This window comes from Tsukamurella sputi (assembly GCF_007858445.1).
Taxonomy (GTDB): Bacteria; Actinomycetota; Actinomycetes; order Mycobacteriales; family Mycobacteriaceae; genus Tsukamurella; species Tsukamurella sputi.
Genome location: NZ_VIGV01000001.1, coordinates 983183 through 999397, shown reverse-complemented (window position 1 = coordinate 999397; position 16215 = coordinate 983183). Strand labels below are relative to the sequence as shown.

The following is a 16215-nucleotide window of genomic DNA, read 5'->3' as shown; positions in this document are numbered from 1 at the left end:
AGGAGTGAAGAGATGACCACCCCGTCCTACGATCGCGGCGAGGCCGAGCCCGCGCTGCTGACCGCCACGATCGGCGCCCAGCTCGAGATGACGGCCGACAGGTTCGGCGAGCGCACGGCGCTCGTCGACGTGCCCTCGGGCCGCCGCTGGACCTACGCCGAACTGCTCGCCGACTCCCGGGCCTTCGCGGCCGGACTGTTGCGCGCCGGAATCCGCCGTGGTGACCGCGTCGGCGTGTGGGCGCCCAACACGCCGGAGTGGGTGATCGTGCAATTCGGCACGGCGCTGGCCGGCGTGATCCTGGTCAATCTCAACCCCTCCTACCGGCAACGGGAGCTGGAGTACGCGCTGAACCAGTCGGGCATCGTGGCGGTCTACACGATGACCAGCTTCAAGACCTCGGAGTACGCGGCGATGCTGGAGGCCGCCCGGCCGGAGGCGCCGGAGCTGCGCGACGTGGTGGAGTTCGGCACCCCGGCGTGGGACGCCTACCTCGCGGCACCGTCGGAGGAGGAGTCGGACGCCCTCGCGGACCTGGGCGACGAGTTGCGCGCCGACGACCCGATCAACATCCAGTACACGTCTGGCACCACCGGATTCCCCAAGGGCGCCACGCTGACCCACGGGAACATCCTCAACAACGGCTATCTCGTGGGTGAGCTGCTGAACTACACGGAGCAGGACTCGATCTGCATTCCCGTGCCCTTCTACCACTGCTTCGGCATGGTGATGGGCAACCTCGCGGCGATCACGCACGGCGCGGCGATGGTCATCCCCGGGCCGGCGTTCGTTCCGCAGGACGCGCTCGCGGCGGTGGCGCAGGAGAAGTGCACCAGCCTCTACGGCGTGCCCACGATGTTCATCGCGGAGCTCGCGCTCGCCGACTTCGACAGCTACGACCTCTCCAGCCTGCGCACCGGCATCATGGCCGGCTCGCCGTGTCCGGAGGAGGTCATGCGCAAGGTGGTCGACCGGATGGGCATGACCGAGGTGTCGATCTGTTACGGCATGACGGAGACCTCACCGGTCTCCACTCAGACCCGCGTCGACGACGCGCTCGAGCTGCGCGTCGGCACCGTCGGGCGGGTGGGACCGCACCTGGAGATCCAGGTGATCGACCCGATCGACGGCACCGTGATGCCGCGCGGCGAGGTCGGGGAGCTGTGCACCCGTGGCTATTCCGTGATGAAGGGCTATTGGAACAACGAGGAGAAGACGGCCGAGGCGATCGACGCCGACGGCTGGATGCACACGGGTGACCTGGCGACGATGGACGAGGACGGCTACGTGCGGGTGACCGGCCGGATCAAGGACATGGTGATCCGCGGCGGTGAGAACATCTATCCGCGCGAGATCGAGGAGTTCCTCTACAGCCACCCGGACATCCTCGACGCGCAGGTGATCGGCGTGCCCGACGAGAAGTACGGCGAGGAACTGATGGCCTGGATCCAGCTCCGCGAGGGCGTGGAATCCTTCACGGTCGAGGATCTGAAAGCCTTCGCGGACGGGAAGATCGCGCGGCACAAGATCCCCCGCTACGTCCACGTGGTCTCCGCCTTCCCGATGACGGTCTCCGGGAAGATCCGCAAGGTGCAGATGCGGGAAGAGTCCGTGACGCTGCTCGGTCTGGAAGGCTGACGAGGTGCATTCGATCGATCGCTTCGCTGAATCCGTCGGTCTCCCCACGGGGGACTACGACGCCGTCTACCAGTGGTCCGTATCCGAGCCCGAGAAGTTCTGGGGCGCGGTGTGGGACTTCTTCGAGCTCGGAGAACGCACCGGTCCGGTGCTCGTTTCGCGGGAGATGCCGGGCGCGCGCTGGTTCCCCGAGGTGGAACTGAACTACGTCGACCGAGTGCTGCGGTTCGCCTCGCTCCCGGGGGCGGCCATCGTCGGTCTGTCCGACGACGGTGCGCGGGTGGAGATTCCGTGGTCCGAGCTCCCCGCGCGGGTGTCCGCGACCGCGGAACTGCTCCGGTCGCTCGGGGTGGGCGTGGGCGACCGGGTGGCCGCCTATCTGCCCGACGAGCCCTTCGCCGTGATCGCCTTCCTGGCCACCGCGTCGATCGGCGCGGTCTGGTCGGGCTGCGCGCAGGACTACGCGCCGGAGGGCGCTGCGGGGCGCATGGCACAGCTCGAGCCGAACGTCCTGTTCTCTCGCGATGGATACCGGTTCGGGGAGAAGCGGATCGACAAGCGGGCGGACACTGTGGAACTGGCGGGGTTGCTGGGGGTTCCGGCATCGCACGTGATCACCGAGCTGCCCGAGCCGACCGATGCGACGCCCGAGCTGAAGCCGGTGCAGGTGCCCTTCGACCATCCGCTGTGGGTGCTGTTCAGCTCCGGTACGACCGGCAAGCCGAAGGGGATCGTGCAGGGGCACGGTGGTATCCTCGTCGAACACGTGAAGGTACTGGGACTGCACAACGAGATCGGCCCCGGCGACGTCTTCTTCTGGCACACCGCGCTGTCGTGGATGATGTGGAACTACCAGGTGGCCGGGTTGCTCATGGGCGCCACCATCGTCACCTTCTCCGGGCATCCGCTCGCGCCCACGGCGGACCGGCTGTGGCAGGTCTGCGAGGACGAGAAGGTCACCTTCTTCGGCACGAGCCCGGGGCAGCTGCAGGCCTCCCGCAAGGCCGGCCTGAACCCGGGCACCGACCACGACCTGGTGCTCCGGACGATCGGCAGCACGGGCTCGCCGCTCGCGCCCGACCTGTTCACCTGGGTGGACGAGCACGTGGCGGCGGGGCTCCCGGTGAGCTCCGTCTCCGGCGGCACGGACGTGTGCAGCGCCTTCTGCGGCGGCACGGCCTCCGTACCGCACGTGCCCGGTGAGCTGACGGTGCGCTACCTCGGCTGCGCCCTGGAGGCGTGGGCCCCGGATCGCACCCCGCTCATCGGTGAGGTCGGCGAGATGGTGATCACCATGCCCATGCCGTCGATGCCCACGAACTTCTGGAACGACCCGGGGGATGCGAAGTACCGCGCCGCCTACTTCGAGCACGAGTGGACCGACGGGATCGCGCCGAACGTCTGGCGGCACGGCGACTGGGTGGAGCTCACCGACCGCGGATCCATGACGATCCATGGGCGCAGCGATGCGACGTTGAACCGCAACGGTATTCGGATGGGATCCGCCGACATCTACGAGGTGGTGGAGGCCATCCCGGAGATCGCCGAGGCGATGGTCGTCGGCGTGGACGGGCCGGACGCCAAGTACTGGATGCCGCTGTTCCTGACGCTGGTGCCCGGAGCCGAGCTGACCGACGACCTCGTGCAACGCATCCGCACGGACGTACGGACCAGGCTCTCCCCGCGGCACGTGCCCGACGAGGTGATCGAAGCCCCCGGCATCCCGCACACTCGCACCGGCAAGAAGCTCGAGATCCCGGTGACCGGCATGCTCGCGGGCCGGGACGTGAACGTCGACCCGAAGTCCGTCGACGATCCCGCCCTGCTCAGCTGGTACGAGGCGCAGGGGAGTGCGCACGCCTGGTGATGGGGTCTAACGGTACGCCGAGCGCAAGGCCTCCCAGGCCGGCTTCGCGGCGTACCCCTGATCGAGGATGTTGGCGCAGCCGTACCCGGAGAACGTGTCCGGGTAGTCGGTGATCCACGACCGGCGGTCGGTGAAGCCCCACACCGTCATCCCCGTGCAGCGGCTGAGCTCGCCGCACAGTCCGGCCATCGTCGAGTAGACGCGCGCTTGCCGCTGCAGGTCCGCGTCGGTGGCGCGGCCCTTCTCAGTGGGGATGCGCACGTCCAACTCGGTGAAGCGGATATCGAGCCCGAGATCGGTGAACCGCCGCAGGTTCGGGCGCATGTCCTCGGACCTCGGCTGCTGGTCGGCGCCGCCCAGCATGTGCGTTTGAAAGCCGACGCCGTCGAGGATCGGTCGACGCTCGGTCCTGCCGTCGACGATGACTTCCGCAGTCTCGCTGCGGAGCCGGCGTGCCAGCTCGAGGAGAGCGTTCGACTTGTCGCTCACCGTCTCCGCGCTGTGTTCGTTGAGGTACAGCTTCATCGCCGGTGCCGCGCGCCGCGCAGCGCGGAAGGCGTCCACGATGTACTGCTCGCCGGATGTGGTGCGCCACCAGGTGTTCTGCTGCAGTACTCCGCGCTGGTCGAAAGGCTCGTTGACCACCGTGACCGTGCTCGCCCGGTTCGCGTATCGCTGCACGATCGTCCTGACCAGATCGGTCATGAACCGGTGCCGCTCCGCGTCGGGCATCGCTCGCACGTACTCGGGCACGATGCCCCAGACCTGCTGATCGAGGGGGTCCCACACGAGCGAGTGGATCTGGAAGTCCTGGCCGCGAAGCCGCGCGCGATCCGCCACCGCGTCGGCCTCCCGGAAGTCGAAGCGACCCGCCTGCGGCGCGACGGTGTTCGTCATCGTCCCGATCTCCGTGGTGAGCGAACCGAACTCGCGCCCCGCGATCTCCTCGTAGCATCCGTCGCCGGCGGCGAAGGAGGAACGGTACGCCGTGCCGATGGTCTTTCCGTGCGCAGCGGCGAGTTCACGGAGTGGGGGTGACGGGAGCCGGCATGTGCCGTCGGACGAGGGCGCACGACCTGCAGGTTCCGGTGCGTTGCACCCGACGACGGTCAACGTGATGAGTGCGATGATCGGGGCGAGGAACCCTGAGCCGGGCGTCACGTCCGCGAGAGTACCGACGACGGGGCGGCACCGTGGGAAACGGTGCCGCCCCGTGCATGCCGAGCGGGCGTCAGCGGGTGGTGCAGGCCCAGGCCAGGATCGAACCGCCACCGTTGAGCGAGATGGCGTTGCGCTGTGCGGCGTAGAGCGTGGGGCCGCTGCCGCCGTGGAAGCTGCGCGGGTTCTGCGCCACGGCGCCGCAGCTGTTCACGAAGCTCGTGAGGACCTTGCATGCACCGGGGCAGGAGTTCAGCGCGGCGCGTTCCGCGTCGGCGCGGGAGGCGTAGTCCCAGGCGCGACCGTTGGATCCGTTGGACGAGACGGCGATCGCGCCCCAATTGCCCACGGCGTTCGCGGCGGGCGCGGCGACGAGCTGGGCGCCGGAAGCGATGCCGGCGACGGCGAGAGAACTGACGAACGCCTTCTTGGCGATGGTCTTCATGGTGGTGCCTTTCTGCGTCGAGCAGGTTCGGGGAAACAGGTTCGGGGGAGTGGGTCAGCGGGGGATGGACTCGCCGGTCCCGGGGTTGTCGGTGGGTTCGACCGGAGTGACCTTCGGCTTGGTGACGGTGACCTTCTTGCCCCACTGGGAGAACGTGAGGGTGATGGTGCCGTCAGCCGACGGCTTCACCTCGATCCGGACGAGCTGCTTGTCGCCGGATGACTGGATCCAGACGGTGGTCGGGACCGGGACGCTCTTGTCGGGATCCACGCGCGAGCCCGAGACGGCCGCGATCTCGGTGGCGGGGACGGTGCCGGTGATCTTCGTCGTCTCCTGGCCGTTGATCGTCTCGCTACCGGCGGCTTTCGCGCCGCTGATCTTGGTCAGGATGGTGGGGATGCCCTTCTTCTCGTCGAAGAGCGAGGCGACGTCGTAGATGGACTTGCCGTCGCCGTAGTCGACGTACTTGTCGCCCATCAGCGCGGCGTACATCGTGCCGTCGATGAAGGTGAACTTGCCCTCGGACTTCCCGCCGATGTCCACGGTGGCGGTGCCCTCGGCCTGGGTGACGGGTTTGACCTGCAGGTCACCGTCGACCTTGGACAGGGGCATGTTGGGCACCTTGCCGGTCACGTCGACGGTGAAGTGGGTGCTCGTGACCTTCTTCGAGGCCTCGGCAGCGGACGCCAGCAGAGCCGAGGCGTCGACGTTCGACGAGCCGGCCGTCGCGGTGGTCTCGGAGCCGCCGGTCGGGCCGCCCTTGTCGGAGCAGCCGGTGAGGGCGACCGTGAACGCGAGCGCGGTCGATGCCGCGATGAGCACGGGGCGGGAAGTGCGCTTCATGAGGTGGGGTTCTCCTTCATCTCGATTGAGACGAAGGTTGCACCGGCCTGCTTAACCGCCGCTTGCTTCTCGCCAGAGCGGCTTTCGCGGTTCCGTTGCCTGGGCGGATCCCAAAACTTACCGACGGGTAGGTTGCGATGGTTGATAACCGCAGGTCAAGTGAGATACGTCATTGAACAAGGGTCGCCGCCCGAGCGGATTCGCGGAGGCATAGAGTCGAGGCCGGACCCGTGAAGAATGCGGGTGGACCGAGTAACCAGACAGATGGTGAGCTGATGGATCTCTTCGAATACCAAGCGAAGGAACTGTTCGTCAAGCACGGCGTGCCTACCTCGGCCGGCCGCGTGACGGACAATGTCGCCGACGCCCGCGCGATCGCCGAGGAAATCGGCAAGCCGGTGATGGTCAAGGCGCAGGTCAAGGTGGGTGGCCGCGGCAAGGCCGGCGGCGTGAAGTACTCCGCCGACGCCGATGCGGCGCAGGCCAACGCCGAGGCCATCCTGGGCCTGGACATCAAGGGCCACGTCGTCAAGAAGCTGCTGGTGGCCGAGGCGAGCGACATCGCCGAGGAGTACTACATCTCCTTCCTGCTCGACCGCGCGAACCGCACCTACCTGGCCATGTGCTCGGTCGAGGGCGGCGTGGAGATCGAGGTCACCGCCGAGCAGAACCCGGACGCGCTGGCGAAGATCGCGGTGGACGCCACCAAGGGCGTCGACCTGGCCACCGCCCGCGCCATCGCCGAGGCCGGCAAGCTGCCCGCCGAGGTGCTCGACGCTGCGGCCGTGACCATCCAGAAGCTGTGGGAGGTCTTCGTCGCCGAGGACGCCACCCTGGTCGAGGTCAACCCGCTCGTCCGCACCCCGGACGACCAGATCCTCGCGCTGGACGGCAAGGTCAGCCTCGACGAGAACGCCGACTTCCGCCACCCCGATCACGAGGCCTTCGCCGACGCCGGGTCCACCGACCCGCTCGAGCTCAAGGCCAAGGAGAACGACCTCAACTACGTCAAGCTCGACGGTCAGGTCGGCGTCATCGGCAACGGTGCGGGCCTGGTCATGTCGACGCTCGACGTGGTCGCCTACGCCGGTGAGAACCACGGCGGCGTCAAGCCCGCCAACTTCCTCGACATCGGCGGCGGCGCCTCGGCCGAGGTCATGGCCGCCGGCCTCGACGTCATCCTCGGCGACGAGCAGGTCAAGAGCGTCTTCGTCAACGTCTTCGGTGGCATCACCGCGTGCGATGCGGTCGCCAACGGCATCGTCGGCGCCCTGAACACGCTGGGCGACACGGCCTCCAAGCCGCTCGTCGTGCGCCTCGACGGCAACAAGGTCGAGGAGGGCCGGGCGATCCTGGCCGCCGCGAACCACCCGCTGGTGACGCTCGCGCAGACCATGGACGAAGGCGCCGACAAGGCCGCCGAGCTGGCGAACAAGTAAGGGAGACAACAGAAGAATGGCTATCTTCCTGACCAAGGACAACAAGGTCATCGTCCAGGGCATCACCGGCGGCGAGGGCACCAAGCACACCGCGCTGATGCTCAAGGCCGGCACCAACGTCGTGGGCGGCGTGAACGCGCGCAAGGCGGGCACCACCGTCAAGCACGTCGACAAGGACGGCAACGACATCGAGCTCCCCGTCTTCGGGTCCGTGGCCGAGGCCATGGAGAAGACCGGCGCCGACACCTCGATCGCCTTCGTGCCGCCGGCGTTCTCCAAGGACGCCATCGTCGAGGCCATCGACGCCGAGATCCCGCTCCTGGTGGTCATCACCGAGGGCATCCCCGTGCAGGACTCGGCGTACGCCTGGGCCTACAACGTGGAGAAGGGCCAGAAGACCCGGATCATCGGCCCGAACTGCCCCGGCATCATCACCCCGGGCGAGGCCCTCGTCGGCATCACCCCGGCCAACATCACCGGCACCGGCCCCGTCGGCCTCGTCTCGAAGTCGGGCACGCTGACCTACCAGATGATGTACGAGCTGCGCGATTTCGGCTTCTCCACCGCCATCGGCATCGGTGGCGACCCGGTGATCGGCACCACCCACATCGACGCCATCGAGGCGTTCGAGAAGGACCCGAACACCAAGCTCATCGTCATGATCGGCGAGATCGGCGGCGACGCCGAGGAGCGCGCCGCGGCGTACATCCAGGCCAACGTCACCAAGCCCGTCGTGGGCTACGTGGCCGGCTTCACCGCTCCCGAGGGCAAGACCATGGGCCACGCCGGCGCCATCGTCTCCGGCTCCTCGGGCACGGCCGCCGCGAAGAAGGAGGCCCTTGAGGCCGCCGGCGTCAAGGTGGGCAAGACCCCGTCCGAGACCGCCGCTCTCGCCCGCGAGATCCTGCAGTCGCTGTAACCGCAGCACATTCGGTCCACGGCCCCGTCTCCCCTCAGGGAGGCGGGGCCGTCCCGTTTCCCTAGGCCGACGGTGCCGCCCCGTCGAGCCCGGTCCGTTCCACGCCGCGGAAGGCGAGGTAGAGCACCAACGCCGCGGCGGCCACGCCGGCGCCGAGCAGACACGCCCCGGTCCAGCCGGCGACCGGCCACAGCGCCGCCGCTGCCGCGGAACCCAGTGTGCCGCCGAGGAAGAAGGTGCCCATGAACACCGCGTTGATCCGGCCGCGCGCTTCGGGGCGCAGCGAGTAGATCACTGCCTGCGACGAGTTCAGCACCGCCTGCTGCCCGATGCCGAGGACCACCAGCCCGACGATCAGCGCGGGCAGGCCGCCCTTCCCGTCCGCCAGGAGCATCGCCGACCAGGCGATCGGCTGGGCGATCAGGCCCGCCGTGGTGAGCAGCGCGCCGTGACCGCGATCGACGATCCGGCCGATCAGCGGGCCGGACAGGGCGCCCACCGCACCGAGCAGGCCGATCGCGCCGATCGCCGTGGGCGTCCAGCCGAACCGGGGACCCGCGAGCAGGAAGGTGACCGCGGCCCCCTGCACCACGAACGAGGCGAGGGACAGGGCCGCGAGCACGGATCGCAGTCGGAGCGCCGGGAACTCACGGACCAGCGCGACCATCGAGGCCAGGAGGTCCCGGTACCCGCCGGCGGTGAGCCCCGGGCGGCCGGGATCGTGTCGCGGCATCGTCCGGGCGAGCGCCGCCGCGGCGGCCAGCAACGCCGCCGCCAGTACGAAGTACGGAGTGCGCCAACCGAGGGCGTCGGTGAGCAGCCCGGACAGGAAGCGGCTCAGCAGCCCGCCGAGAATCACGCCGCTCATCACCACACCCACGGCGTGCGCCTGCTCGCGCGGCCCCGCCAGTTCCGCGGCGTAGGGCACGATCACCTGCGCCCCGACAGCGGTGATCGCGGCCAGCGCCGACGCCGCGAGGAGCACCGACCCCGAGGGAGCGGCACCGGCCACGACGAGCGCCGCCGCCGTGAGCGTCAGCAGCGTCAGGGCCAGCGGCCGCCGGCGCACGACGTCCGAGACCGGGACCAGGAAGATCAGCCCGGCGGCGTACCCCGCTTGTGCGACGGTCACCAGCAGTCCGGCCGTCGTCTCGGACATCGCGAACCGGTCCCGGAGCACGTCGAGGATCGGGTACGCGACGTACAGGCTCGCAGCGGAGAGCCCCGTGGCTACGGCCATCAGGTGGAGCAGGCCGGCGACGGGGCGGGTGGTCGTGGTCATGTCCCCCAGTCTGGGCGACCACCGATCATGCGTCCAACGTATGATTTCGATGAAATGATCTGATCTGGAGATGATCGATGGAGCTGCAGCAGCTGCGCTACGTGATCGCGGTGTCGGAGACGCTGAACTTCACCCGCGCCGCCGAGCGCTGTCACGTGGTGCAGTCGGCCCTGAGTCATCGCGTCGCGGCGCTGGAGAACGAACTCGGCGCGCGTCTTTTCGACCGCACCAACCGCTCCGTCCGGCTCACCCGGGCCGGCGCGGCCTTCCTCCCGCATGCGCGGGCCGCGCTCGCCGCGACGGAGCGGGCCGCCGACGAGGTGGCCGCCACGCTGGGCGGCGTCCGGGGCGCCGTCACCGTCGGGATGATCCCCACCTTCACCGCCTTCGACGTGGTCGACGTCCTGGCGACCTACCGGGCCGCCTACCCCGACGCCACGGTGCATCTGCGGAGCGGGGCGAGTGAGAACCTGATCGAGGACGTGCGGACGGGCACCGTCGATCTGGCGCTGCTCGGGGTGCCGGAGGGCTTCTCCACCTCGGGCGTGGTCGCCCGCCGGCTCGCCGTGGACCACCTCGTTCTGGTGGTGCCCGAGGCGCAGCGGGTCGACGGTCCGCTCACCCTCGCCGAGACCGCCGATCGACCGTTCGTGGACTACCCCGCGGGCGGCGCCGGCCGCGCGGAGTCGGACCAGGCCTTCGACCGGGCCGGGGTGCGGCGCACCGTCGCTTTCGAGGTGGACCGGTCGGAGACGATGCTCGAGCTGATCGGGGCGGGGCTCTGCGTCGGGATGGCCGCGCGGGAGGTCGTGCCCGACGGTCCCGGGCTCGCTACGGTGCCGCTCCTCGACGGCCCCACCCGCTCACAACTGCTGGTGCATTCGAAGCTGCTGAGCCCCGCAGCCCGCGCACTCTTGACTCTGGTGGACCACCACACACGATGAGTTGAATCGCATCGGCGTCGGAGTCGGTGTATAGGGTGGTGGCGTACTGGCTCCGTGCGGAGCCGCGTCGACCTTCGGGGAGAAGAACATGACCTACTCAGGTGGAGGGTACGGACAGCAGCCGGGCCAGGGGGGCTACGGGCAGCCGGACTACTCGCAGCAGGGCTACGGCCAGCAGGGATTCGGCCAGCCGGGGCAGCAGGGCGGCTACGGCCAGCCCGCGCAGCAGCCGGCCCAGCAGGGCGGCTACGGCCAGCCGGCGCAGCAGGGCTACGGCCAGCAGCCCGACTACTCGCAGCAGGGGTACGGCCAGCAGGGCTACGGCCAGGGCTACCCGCAGCAGCAGGGCTACGGCCAGCAGGGCGGCTACGGCGGCTACCCGCAGGCGCCCGCAGCGCCGTCGAAGCCGCTGGACCTCGCGCTGGTGCTGTCCATCGCCACCGCGGCGCTCGGCGTGATCACCTTCCTGCTGAGCTTCCTGAACTTCGCGGAGATCAAGAGCCCGTACAGCGGCAGCACCATCAGTGCCACCGGCTTCGAGCACCAGGCCCTGATCGCGCTGGCGCTCGCGCTCGGTGCGGGTGTCGCGGCGGGCCTGAGCCTGATCTCCAAGGGCAACACCGGGCGCACCCCTGCGGCGGCGCTCGCCGTCGCGGGCTTCCTGACCCTGCTGTTCGGCATCTTCGCCTGGGACAACATCGCCTACGGCTACTGGATCGCCCTGGTCTTCTCGCTGCTCACCGCGGCCGCCGCGGTCGTGCTGGTGCTCGTCGACGCGGGCATCGTGAAGAACCCGGCCGCCGTGGCCGCCGAGTCGGCGTCCGCAGATGCTGCTACTTCCGCTCCGGCCGCCACCGAGGCGTCGTCGGCGCCGTCGATCCCGGCTGCGCCGGCCGCCGCGCCCGCGCAGCAGGAGCAGCAGGCTCCCCAGTCGCAGGGGCAGTCGCAGTGGCCCTCGTACGGCGGCTACCAGGCGCCGGCCTCGTCGGGCTACCAGGCTTCCACGCCGTCCACCCCCTCGACTCCCGCTGCGCCGGCCACCACGGGCTTCCAGGCTCCCGGCGCACCGTCGAACCCGGGCGCCTCGGCGTCGGGTGACGAGGTGACCACCGCCTTCGGCCAGGCCTCGGCGGCCGGCACGCAGGCCTTCGGCACCCCGTCGACCCCGCAGTACGGCTCGCACTCGGCCGACGACGAGAACAAGCCGCAGGGTCAGTAGTCCCCGCCTGCGGCGCGCCTGAGCCATCATCGACCACTGCGATGTCACAGTGGTGAAGATGAATGAATCAGCGCGCGCCGCCGGGCCGGGCCCGAGCGAGACCCGGCCGCTGTTCGTCATGGCCTTCGGTCCCTCGCTCGTGACCCTCGCGTCCACCCTCGTCGTGGCCGCGCTGGTCCTGGTGACCACGTCGACGGGCTTCGGGGCCATCGCCCCGACCGTCGCCGGACTGTGGCTGGCCGTGCACCAGGTGCCGGTCACCATCAGCGACATCACCCTCGGGGTGCTGCCCCTGGTTCCCACGATCGCGCTGGTCCTGGGCGTGGCACGGGCCGCACGCCGCGCCGGCGGCGAGGGCCGCCCGCTCGCGGACCTGCGCTCCGTGCTGCTGTGCGCCATCGCCGGGCCCGCCCTCTTCACCGCCATCGCGCTGGCTGTCGTCAACGACGCCGCCGGGCGGTACACCATCGGCACGCCGCCGCCGCTCACCGCCTTCCTCGGCACCGTCGCGGTGCATCTGGGCGCCGCCCTCCTGGGCCTCGCCCCCGCGTACTGGCGCGACGCCGCCCGCTTCCTCCGCATCCCCGTCTGGGTCGACGACTGCGCCCGGCTCGCCGGCCGCGCGTTGCTGACCTTCGGCGCGGTGGGCCTGGTCATCGTCCTCGTCCGACTGGCGATCCGCTGGGAGACGGTCTTCGAGCTGGTCCGTTCCGGCAACGACGGCATCGGCATGGTCTCGCTCGTCGTGCTTTCCCTGCTCTACCTCCCCAACGTGGTGATCGGGGCCGCGGCCCTGCCGCTCGGCGTGACTGTCGACCTCGGCCCCCTCTCGATGAGCCTCTTCTCCGCGGTCCCGGGCCGCGCGCCGGGCGTGCCGATCCTCGCCGTGCTGCCGCAGGGCCCGTCGCCCTGGTACCTGCTGCCCCTCCTCGCCGTCCCCGCGTTCGTCGCGGTCCAGGTGGGCCGACGGTGCGCCGCCCGCTCCCTCGACCTCGGGCCGACGGTGACCACCGTCGCCGCGACCGCACTCCTCACCGCCGTGGGCTTCACCGCTGCGGCCTTCCTCGCGGGTGGTGAGCTCGGTGGCTTCGGCTACGCCGGCGCCGACCTGACCCAAGTGTTCCTGTTCACCCTGGGCTGGATCGGACTGGTCGGGGTGCTCGCGGCGCTCGTGCTCCAGCAGGCGGGGGAGTCCCGCGCCGTCCGTGCGGCACGCCGGGCGGAGGAGCAGGCACCGTCGGGCTACACCACCTACGCCGACGAGGCGGACGCCATCGACGACGGCGTCACCGTCGAGATCGACCCCGTGGAGCGCGCGGCGCACGACGATCCGGCGGACCCTGCCGACTCGGCCGAGGAGCCGGCGGACACCGGCGACTTCGACGCCGTCGCCGAGCAGCCCACCGAGGAGGTCCGGCCGGTGACCCGGCCCGAGTCGCGGCAGAACGTCGGACCTGCGGCGACGAAGCGCGAGCGCGACATTGCGGACATCGAGGAGCTCGACAGCTACACCTTCGGGCAGTAGGTCGAAGGCTCGGCGCTAGGCTGTTGCCGAATCGTCCCTCTGCGATGGAGTGCATCCTGACCACGCCCAGCCCCACGGTCGTGCCGCCGTGCGCGCCCGCCCGGATCGTCGTGCTGGCGTCCGGTACCGGTTCGCTGCTCGAGGCGCTGCTCGCCGCCGCGGCGGAGCCGGGCTATCCCGGGGCCGTGGTCGGCGTCGTCGCCGACCGGAGTTGCCGCGCGTTGGAGATCGCCGCGTCCGCCGGTGTCGAGGGCGCCGAGGTGCCCGTCCGGGCGTACGACGACCGCGCCGCGTGGGACGAGGCGCTCACCGCCGCCGTCTCCGAGCTGGAACCGCACCTCGTGGTGGCGGCCGGCTTCATGAAGATCCTCGGCCCCGCCTTCCTCTCCGCGTTCGGGGGCCGCGTCATCAACGCGCACCCCGCGCTCCTGCCCGCCTTCCCGGGCGCCCACGCCGTTCCCGCCGCCCTCGAGCACGGAGTCAAACTCACCGGCTCCACCGTGCATCTCGTGGACGCGGGGCTCGACACCGGACCGATCCTCGCGCAGGAAGCGGTCGCGGTGCAGCCGGGGGACACCGAGGAGACCCTGCACGAACGGATCAAGGTCGTTGAGCGCCGGCTTCTGACAGAGGTCGTCGCCGCAGTCGCCCGCCAGGGCTACAGCACGGATGGACGAAAGGTCACCATTCCATGAGCAGCAACATCCCGATCAAGCGCGCGCTCATCAGCGTGTACGACAAGTCGGGCCTGGTGGAGCTGGCCACCGGCCTGGCCCAGGCGGGCGTCGAGATCGTCTCGACCGGCTCGACCGCGCGCACCATCGCCGATGCCGGCGTCGCCGTGACCCGCGTCGAGGACGTCACGGGCTTCCCCGAGTGCCTCGACGGCCGCGTGAAGACGTTGCACCCGAAGATCCACGCCGGGATCCTCGCCGACACCCGCCTGCCCGAGCACCTCGAGCAGCTGCGCGAGCTGGACGTGAAGAAGTTCGAGCTGGTCGTGGTGAACCTGTACCCGTTCACGGACACCGTCGCCTCCGGCGCCTCCGAGGACGAGTGCATCGAGCAGATCGACATCGGCGGACCGTCGATGGTGCGCGCCGCCGCCAAGAACCACCCGTCGGTGACGGTCGTGGTCTCGCCGTCCGATTACGGTTCCGTGATCGATTCCGCGCGGTTGGGCTTCTCGCTGGAGCAGCGGAAGGAGTTCGCCGCGAAGGCCTTCCGGCACACCGCCGATTACGACGTGGCTGTGGCGTCGTACATGACCTCGGTCGTCGCGCCCGAGCCCGACCAGACCTTCCCGGCGTGGATGGGCGGCACCTGGACCCGTGAGGCCGTGCTCCGCTACGGCGAGAACCCGCATCAGGGCGCCGCGCTGTACGTGGGCGGCGAGAAGTCCGGGCTGGCGCGGGCGGAGCAGCTGCACGGCAAGGAGATGAGCTACAACAACTACACCGACGGTGACGCCGCCTGGCGCGCCGCGTACGACTTCAACGAGCCCGCCGTTGCGATCATCAAGCACGCCAACCCGTGCGGCATCGCCATCGGCAAGGACGTCGCGCAGGCGCACCGCAAGGCGCACGCCTGCGATCCGGTCTCGGCCTACGGCGGCGTGATCGCCGCGAACCGCGAGGTAAGCCTCGAGATGGCCGAGCAGGTCTCGGAGATCTTCACCGAGGTCATCATCGCGCCCGCGTACGCCGACGGTGCCGTCGCGGTGCTGCAGCGCAAGAAGAACATCCGTGTGCTGCTCGCCGAGCCGCCCGTGCTCGGTACCGAGATCAAGCAGATCACCGGCGGCCTGCTGGTGCAGCAGTCGGACGCGATCGACGCCGCGGGCGATTCGCCGGAGGAGTGGACGCTGGCCGCGGGCGAGCCCGCCGACGAGGCCACCCTCGCCGACCTCGAATTCGCCTGGCGCGCGTGCCGCGCGGTGAAGTCGAACGCGATCCTGCTGGCCTCCCGTGGCGCGTCCGTGGGCGTGGGCATGGGGCAGGTCAACCGCGTCGACTCGGCGCAGCTCGCCGTGACCCGCGCGGGCGATCGCGTGCTGGGCTCCGTCGCAGCATCGGACGCCTTCTTCCCGTTCCCCGACGGTCCGCAGATCCTCATCGACGCCGGTGTGAAGGCGATCGTGCAGCCGGGAGGTTCCATCCGCGACAAGGAGGTCGTCGAGGCGGCCGCCGAGGCCGGCGTGACGATGTACTTCACCGGGACGCGGCACTTCTTCCACTGAGTCGGCGCTCCGATCGCGGCTACCCGGCGGGCGGCGGTGTGCGGGCGATCCGGCCCGCGAGCGGGTTGCCCGGTTCCTCGTACAGGACCTCGCAGTAGGTCACCGCGGGTGCGGTGAGGACGAGGCCGGTGGCCGGCGTGCACCGGGCGATGTCGGAGACGCCCTCGATCCGGCGGGTGACCTGCCACGCCAGGAGGTCGCACGGGATCGTGCGCACCCGGCCGCCGCGGTCGTTGCCAGCGGCGTAACAGGCTCCGTCGTGGAGGACGGGGGCGAGGCACATCGCGCCCCAGCCGTACGTGGTGCGGGCGGTCCGTGCGCCCTCGGCGATGCGGACCCGCGCCGGGGTGGTGACGTCCTTGGCGCCATCGGGGCAGGTGACAGCCGTCCGGGTGCTGTGCGCGACGACGACGTAGCCGGCCTGCGCGCTGTCGCACGGCACCGTCGTGGCCCGGGGCGCTCCGTGACCCGCGAGCTGCCCGACGGGGCCGTACGGCACGGCGGCGAGGCAGTCGCCGTCCGTCGCATCGTCGAAGAACGTGCCGGTGGTGCGGCCGTGGTACCAGACCGCGAGCGCGACACCGACGATTGCGATCAGCAGCACCGCCGCGATGCGCCCCGACCTCCCCATGCGGAGATACTCCCACGTCCGGAGGGTGCGGGGTGTTATCAAGGAGTGGAGTGCGCGCCGGTCGGC

General features: G+C 70.2%; 14 protein-coding genes. 9 read left to right on the top strand and 5 right to left on the bottom strand.

The genetic code is table 11. From position 1 onward, the window contains the following. Positions 1-12: 12 nt before the first annotated feature. Complete coding sequence (locus FK268_RS04910) at positions 13-1638, top strand: AMP-binding protein (protein ID WP_146431628.1); 1626 nt, start codon at positions 13-15, stop codon at positions 1636-1638. 4 nt (positions 1639-1642) lie between these two features. Beyond that, a complete protein-coding gene (locus FK268_RS04905) occupies positions 1643-3505 on the top strand; it encodes an acetoacetate--CoA ligase (protein WP_146431626.1) in 1863 nt (620 codons plus the stop codon). 6 nt (positions 3506-3511) lie between these two features. Here FK268_RS04905 and FK268_RS04900 read toward each other — a convergent pair whose 3' ends face one another. From FK268_RS04900 to FK268_RS04890, 3 genes are all read right to left on the bottom strand, one after another. Next, a complete protein-coding gene (locus tag FK268_RS04900; RefSeq protein WP_231706908.1) occupies positions 3512-4666 on the bottom strand; it encodes an endo-1,4-beta-xylanase in 1155 nt (384 codons plus the stop codon). Positions 4667-4736: 70 nt separating this feature from the next. Next, on the bottom strand, positions 4737-5108 hold the full coding sequence (locus tag FK268_RS04895) for a DUF4189 domain-containing protein (RefSeq protein WP_146431624.1): 372 nt from the start codon (positions 5106-5108) through the stop codon (positions 4737-4739). Between the two features lie 54 nt (positions 5109-5162). After that, a complete protein-coding gene (locus tag FK268_RS04890) occupies positions 5163-5951 on the bottom strand; it encodes an LppX_LprAFG lipoprotein (protein ID WP_146431622.1) in 789 nt (262 codons plus the stop codon). A gap of 275 nt (positions 5952-6226) precedes the next feature. Between FK268_RS04890 and sucC the strand changes: the two genes are divergently transcribed. Both sucC and sucD read left to right on the top strand, forming a co-directional pair. Then, the gene (sucC, locus tag FK268_RS04885; RefSeq protein WP_146431620.1) at positions 6227-7390 is read left to right on the top strand and encodes an ADP-forming succinate--CoA ligase subunit beta; all 1164 of its coding nucleotides are present in this window, start codon (positions 6227-6229) and stop codon (positions 7388-7390) included. A 16-nt stretch (positions 7391-7406) separates the two neighbouring features. Further along, positions 7407-8309: a succinate--CoA ligase subunit alpha gene (sucD, locus tag FK268_RS04880; RefSeq protein WP_146431618.1), complete on the top strand. Its 903-nt coding sequence runs from the start codon at positions 7407-7409 to the stop codon at positions 8307-8309. A 61-nt stretch (positions 8310-8370) separates the two neighbouring features. Here sucD and FK268_RS04875 read toward each other — a convergent pair whose 3' ends face one another. Further along, the gene (locus FK268_RS04875; RefSeq protein ID WP_146431615.1) at positions 8371-9591 is read right to left on the bottom strand and encodes an MFS transporter; all 1221 of its coding nucleotides are present in this window, start codon (positions 9589-9591) and stop codon (positions 8371-8373) included. A 77-nt stretch (positions 9592-9668) separates the two neighbouring features. On the opposite strand from FK268_RS04875, the gene FK268_RS04870 reads away from it, so the two are divergent. The 5 genes from FK268_RS04870 (at position 9669) to purH (ending at position 15518) form a co-directional block, all read left to right on the top strand. After that, positions 9669-10535, top strand: a complete 867-nt coding sequence (locus tag FK268_RS04870; protein ID WP_146431612.1) for a LysR family transcriptional regulator — start codon at positions 9669-9671, stop codon at positions 10533-10535. 88 nt (positions 10536-10623) lie between these two features. Next, complete coding sequence (locus FK268_RS04865) at positions 10624-11754, top strand: DUF5336 domain-containing protein (RefSeq protein ID WP_146431610.1); 1131 nt, start codon at positions 10624-10626, stop codon at positions 11752-11754. A 58-nt stretch (positions 11755-11812) separates the two neighbouring features. Further along, complete coding sequence (locus tag FK268_RS04860; protein WP_146431607.1) at positions 11813-13279, top strand: cell division protein PerM; 1467 nt, start codon at positions 11813-11815, stop codon at positions 13277-13279. Positions 13280-13323: 44 nt separating this feature from the next. Continuing rightward, the gene (gene purN / locus FK268_RS04855; RefSeq protein WP_146431604.1) at positions 13324-13974 is read left to right on the top strand and encodes a phosphoribosylglycinamide formyltransferase; all 651 of its coding nucleotides are present in this window, start codon (positions 13324-13326) and stop codon (positions 13972-13974) included. After that, the gene (gene purH, locus FK268_RS04850; RefSeq protein WP_146431601.1) at positions 13971-15518 is read left to right on the top strand and encodes a bifunctional phosphoribosylaminoimidazolecarboxamide formyltransferase/IMP cyclohydrolase; all 1548 of its coding nucleotides are present in this window, start codon (positions 13971-13973) and stop codon (positions 15516-15518) included. Before purN ends, purH begins: the two co-directional genes overlap by 4 nt. A 19-nt stretch (positions 15519-15537) precedes the next feature. Here the strand turns inward: purH and FK268_RS04845 are convergent, their stop codons facing one another. Further along, positions 15538-16149: a hypothetical protein gene (locus FK268_RS04845; protein WP_146431599.1), complete on the bottom strand. Its 612-nt coding sequence runs from the start codon at positions 16147-16149 to the stop codon at positions 15538-15540. Positions 16150-16215: the final 66 nt, after the last annotated feature.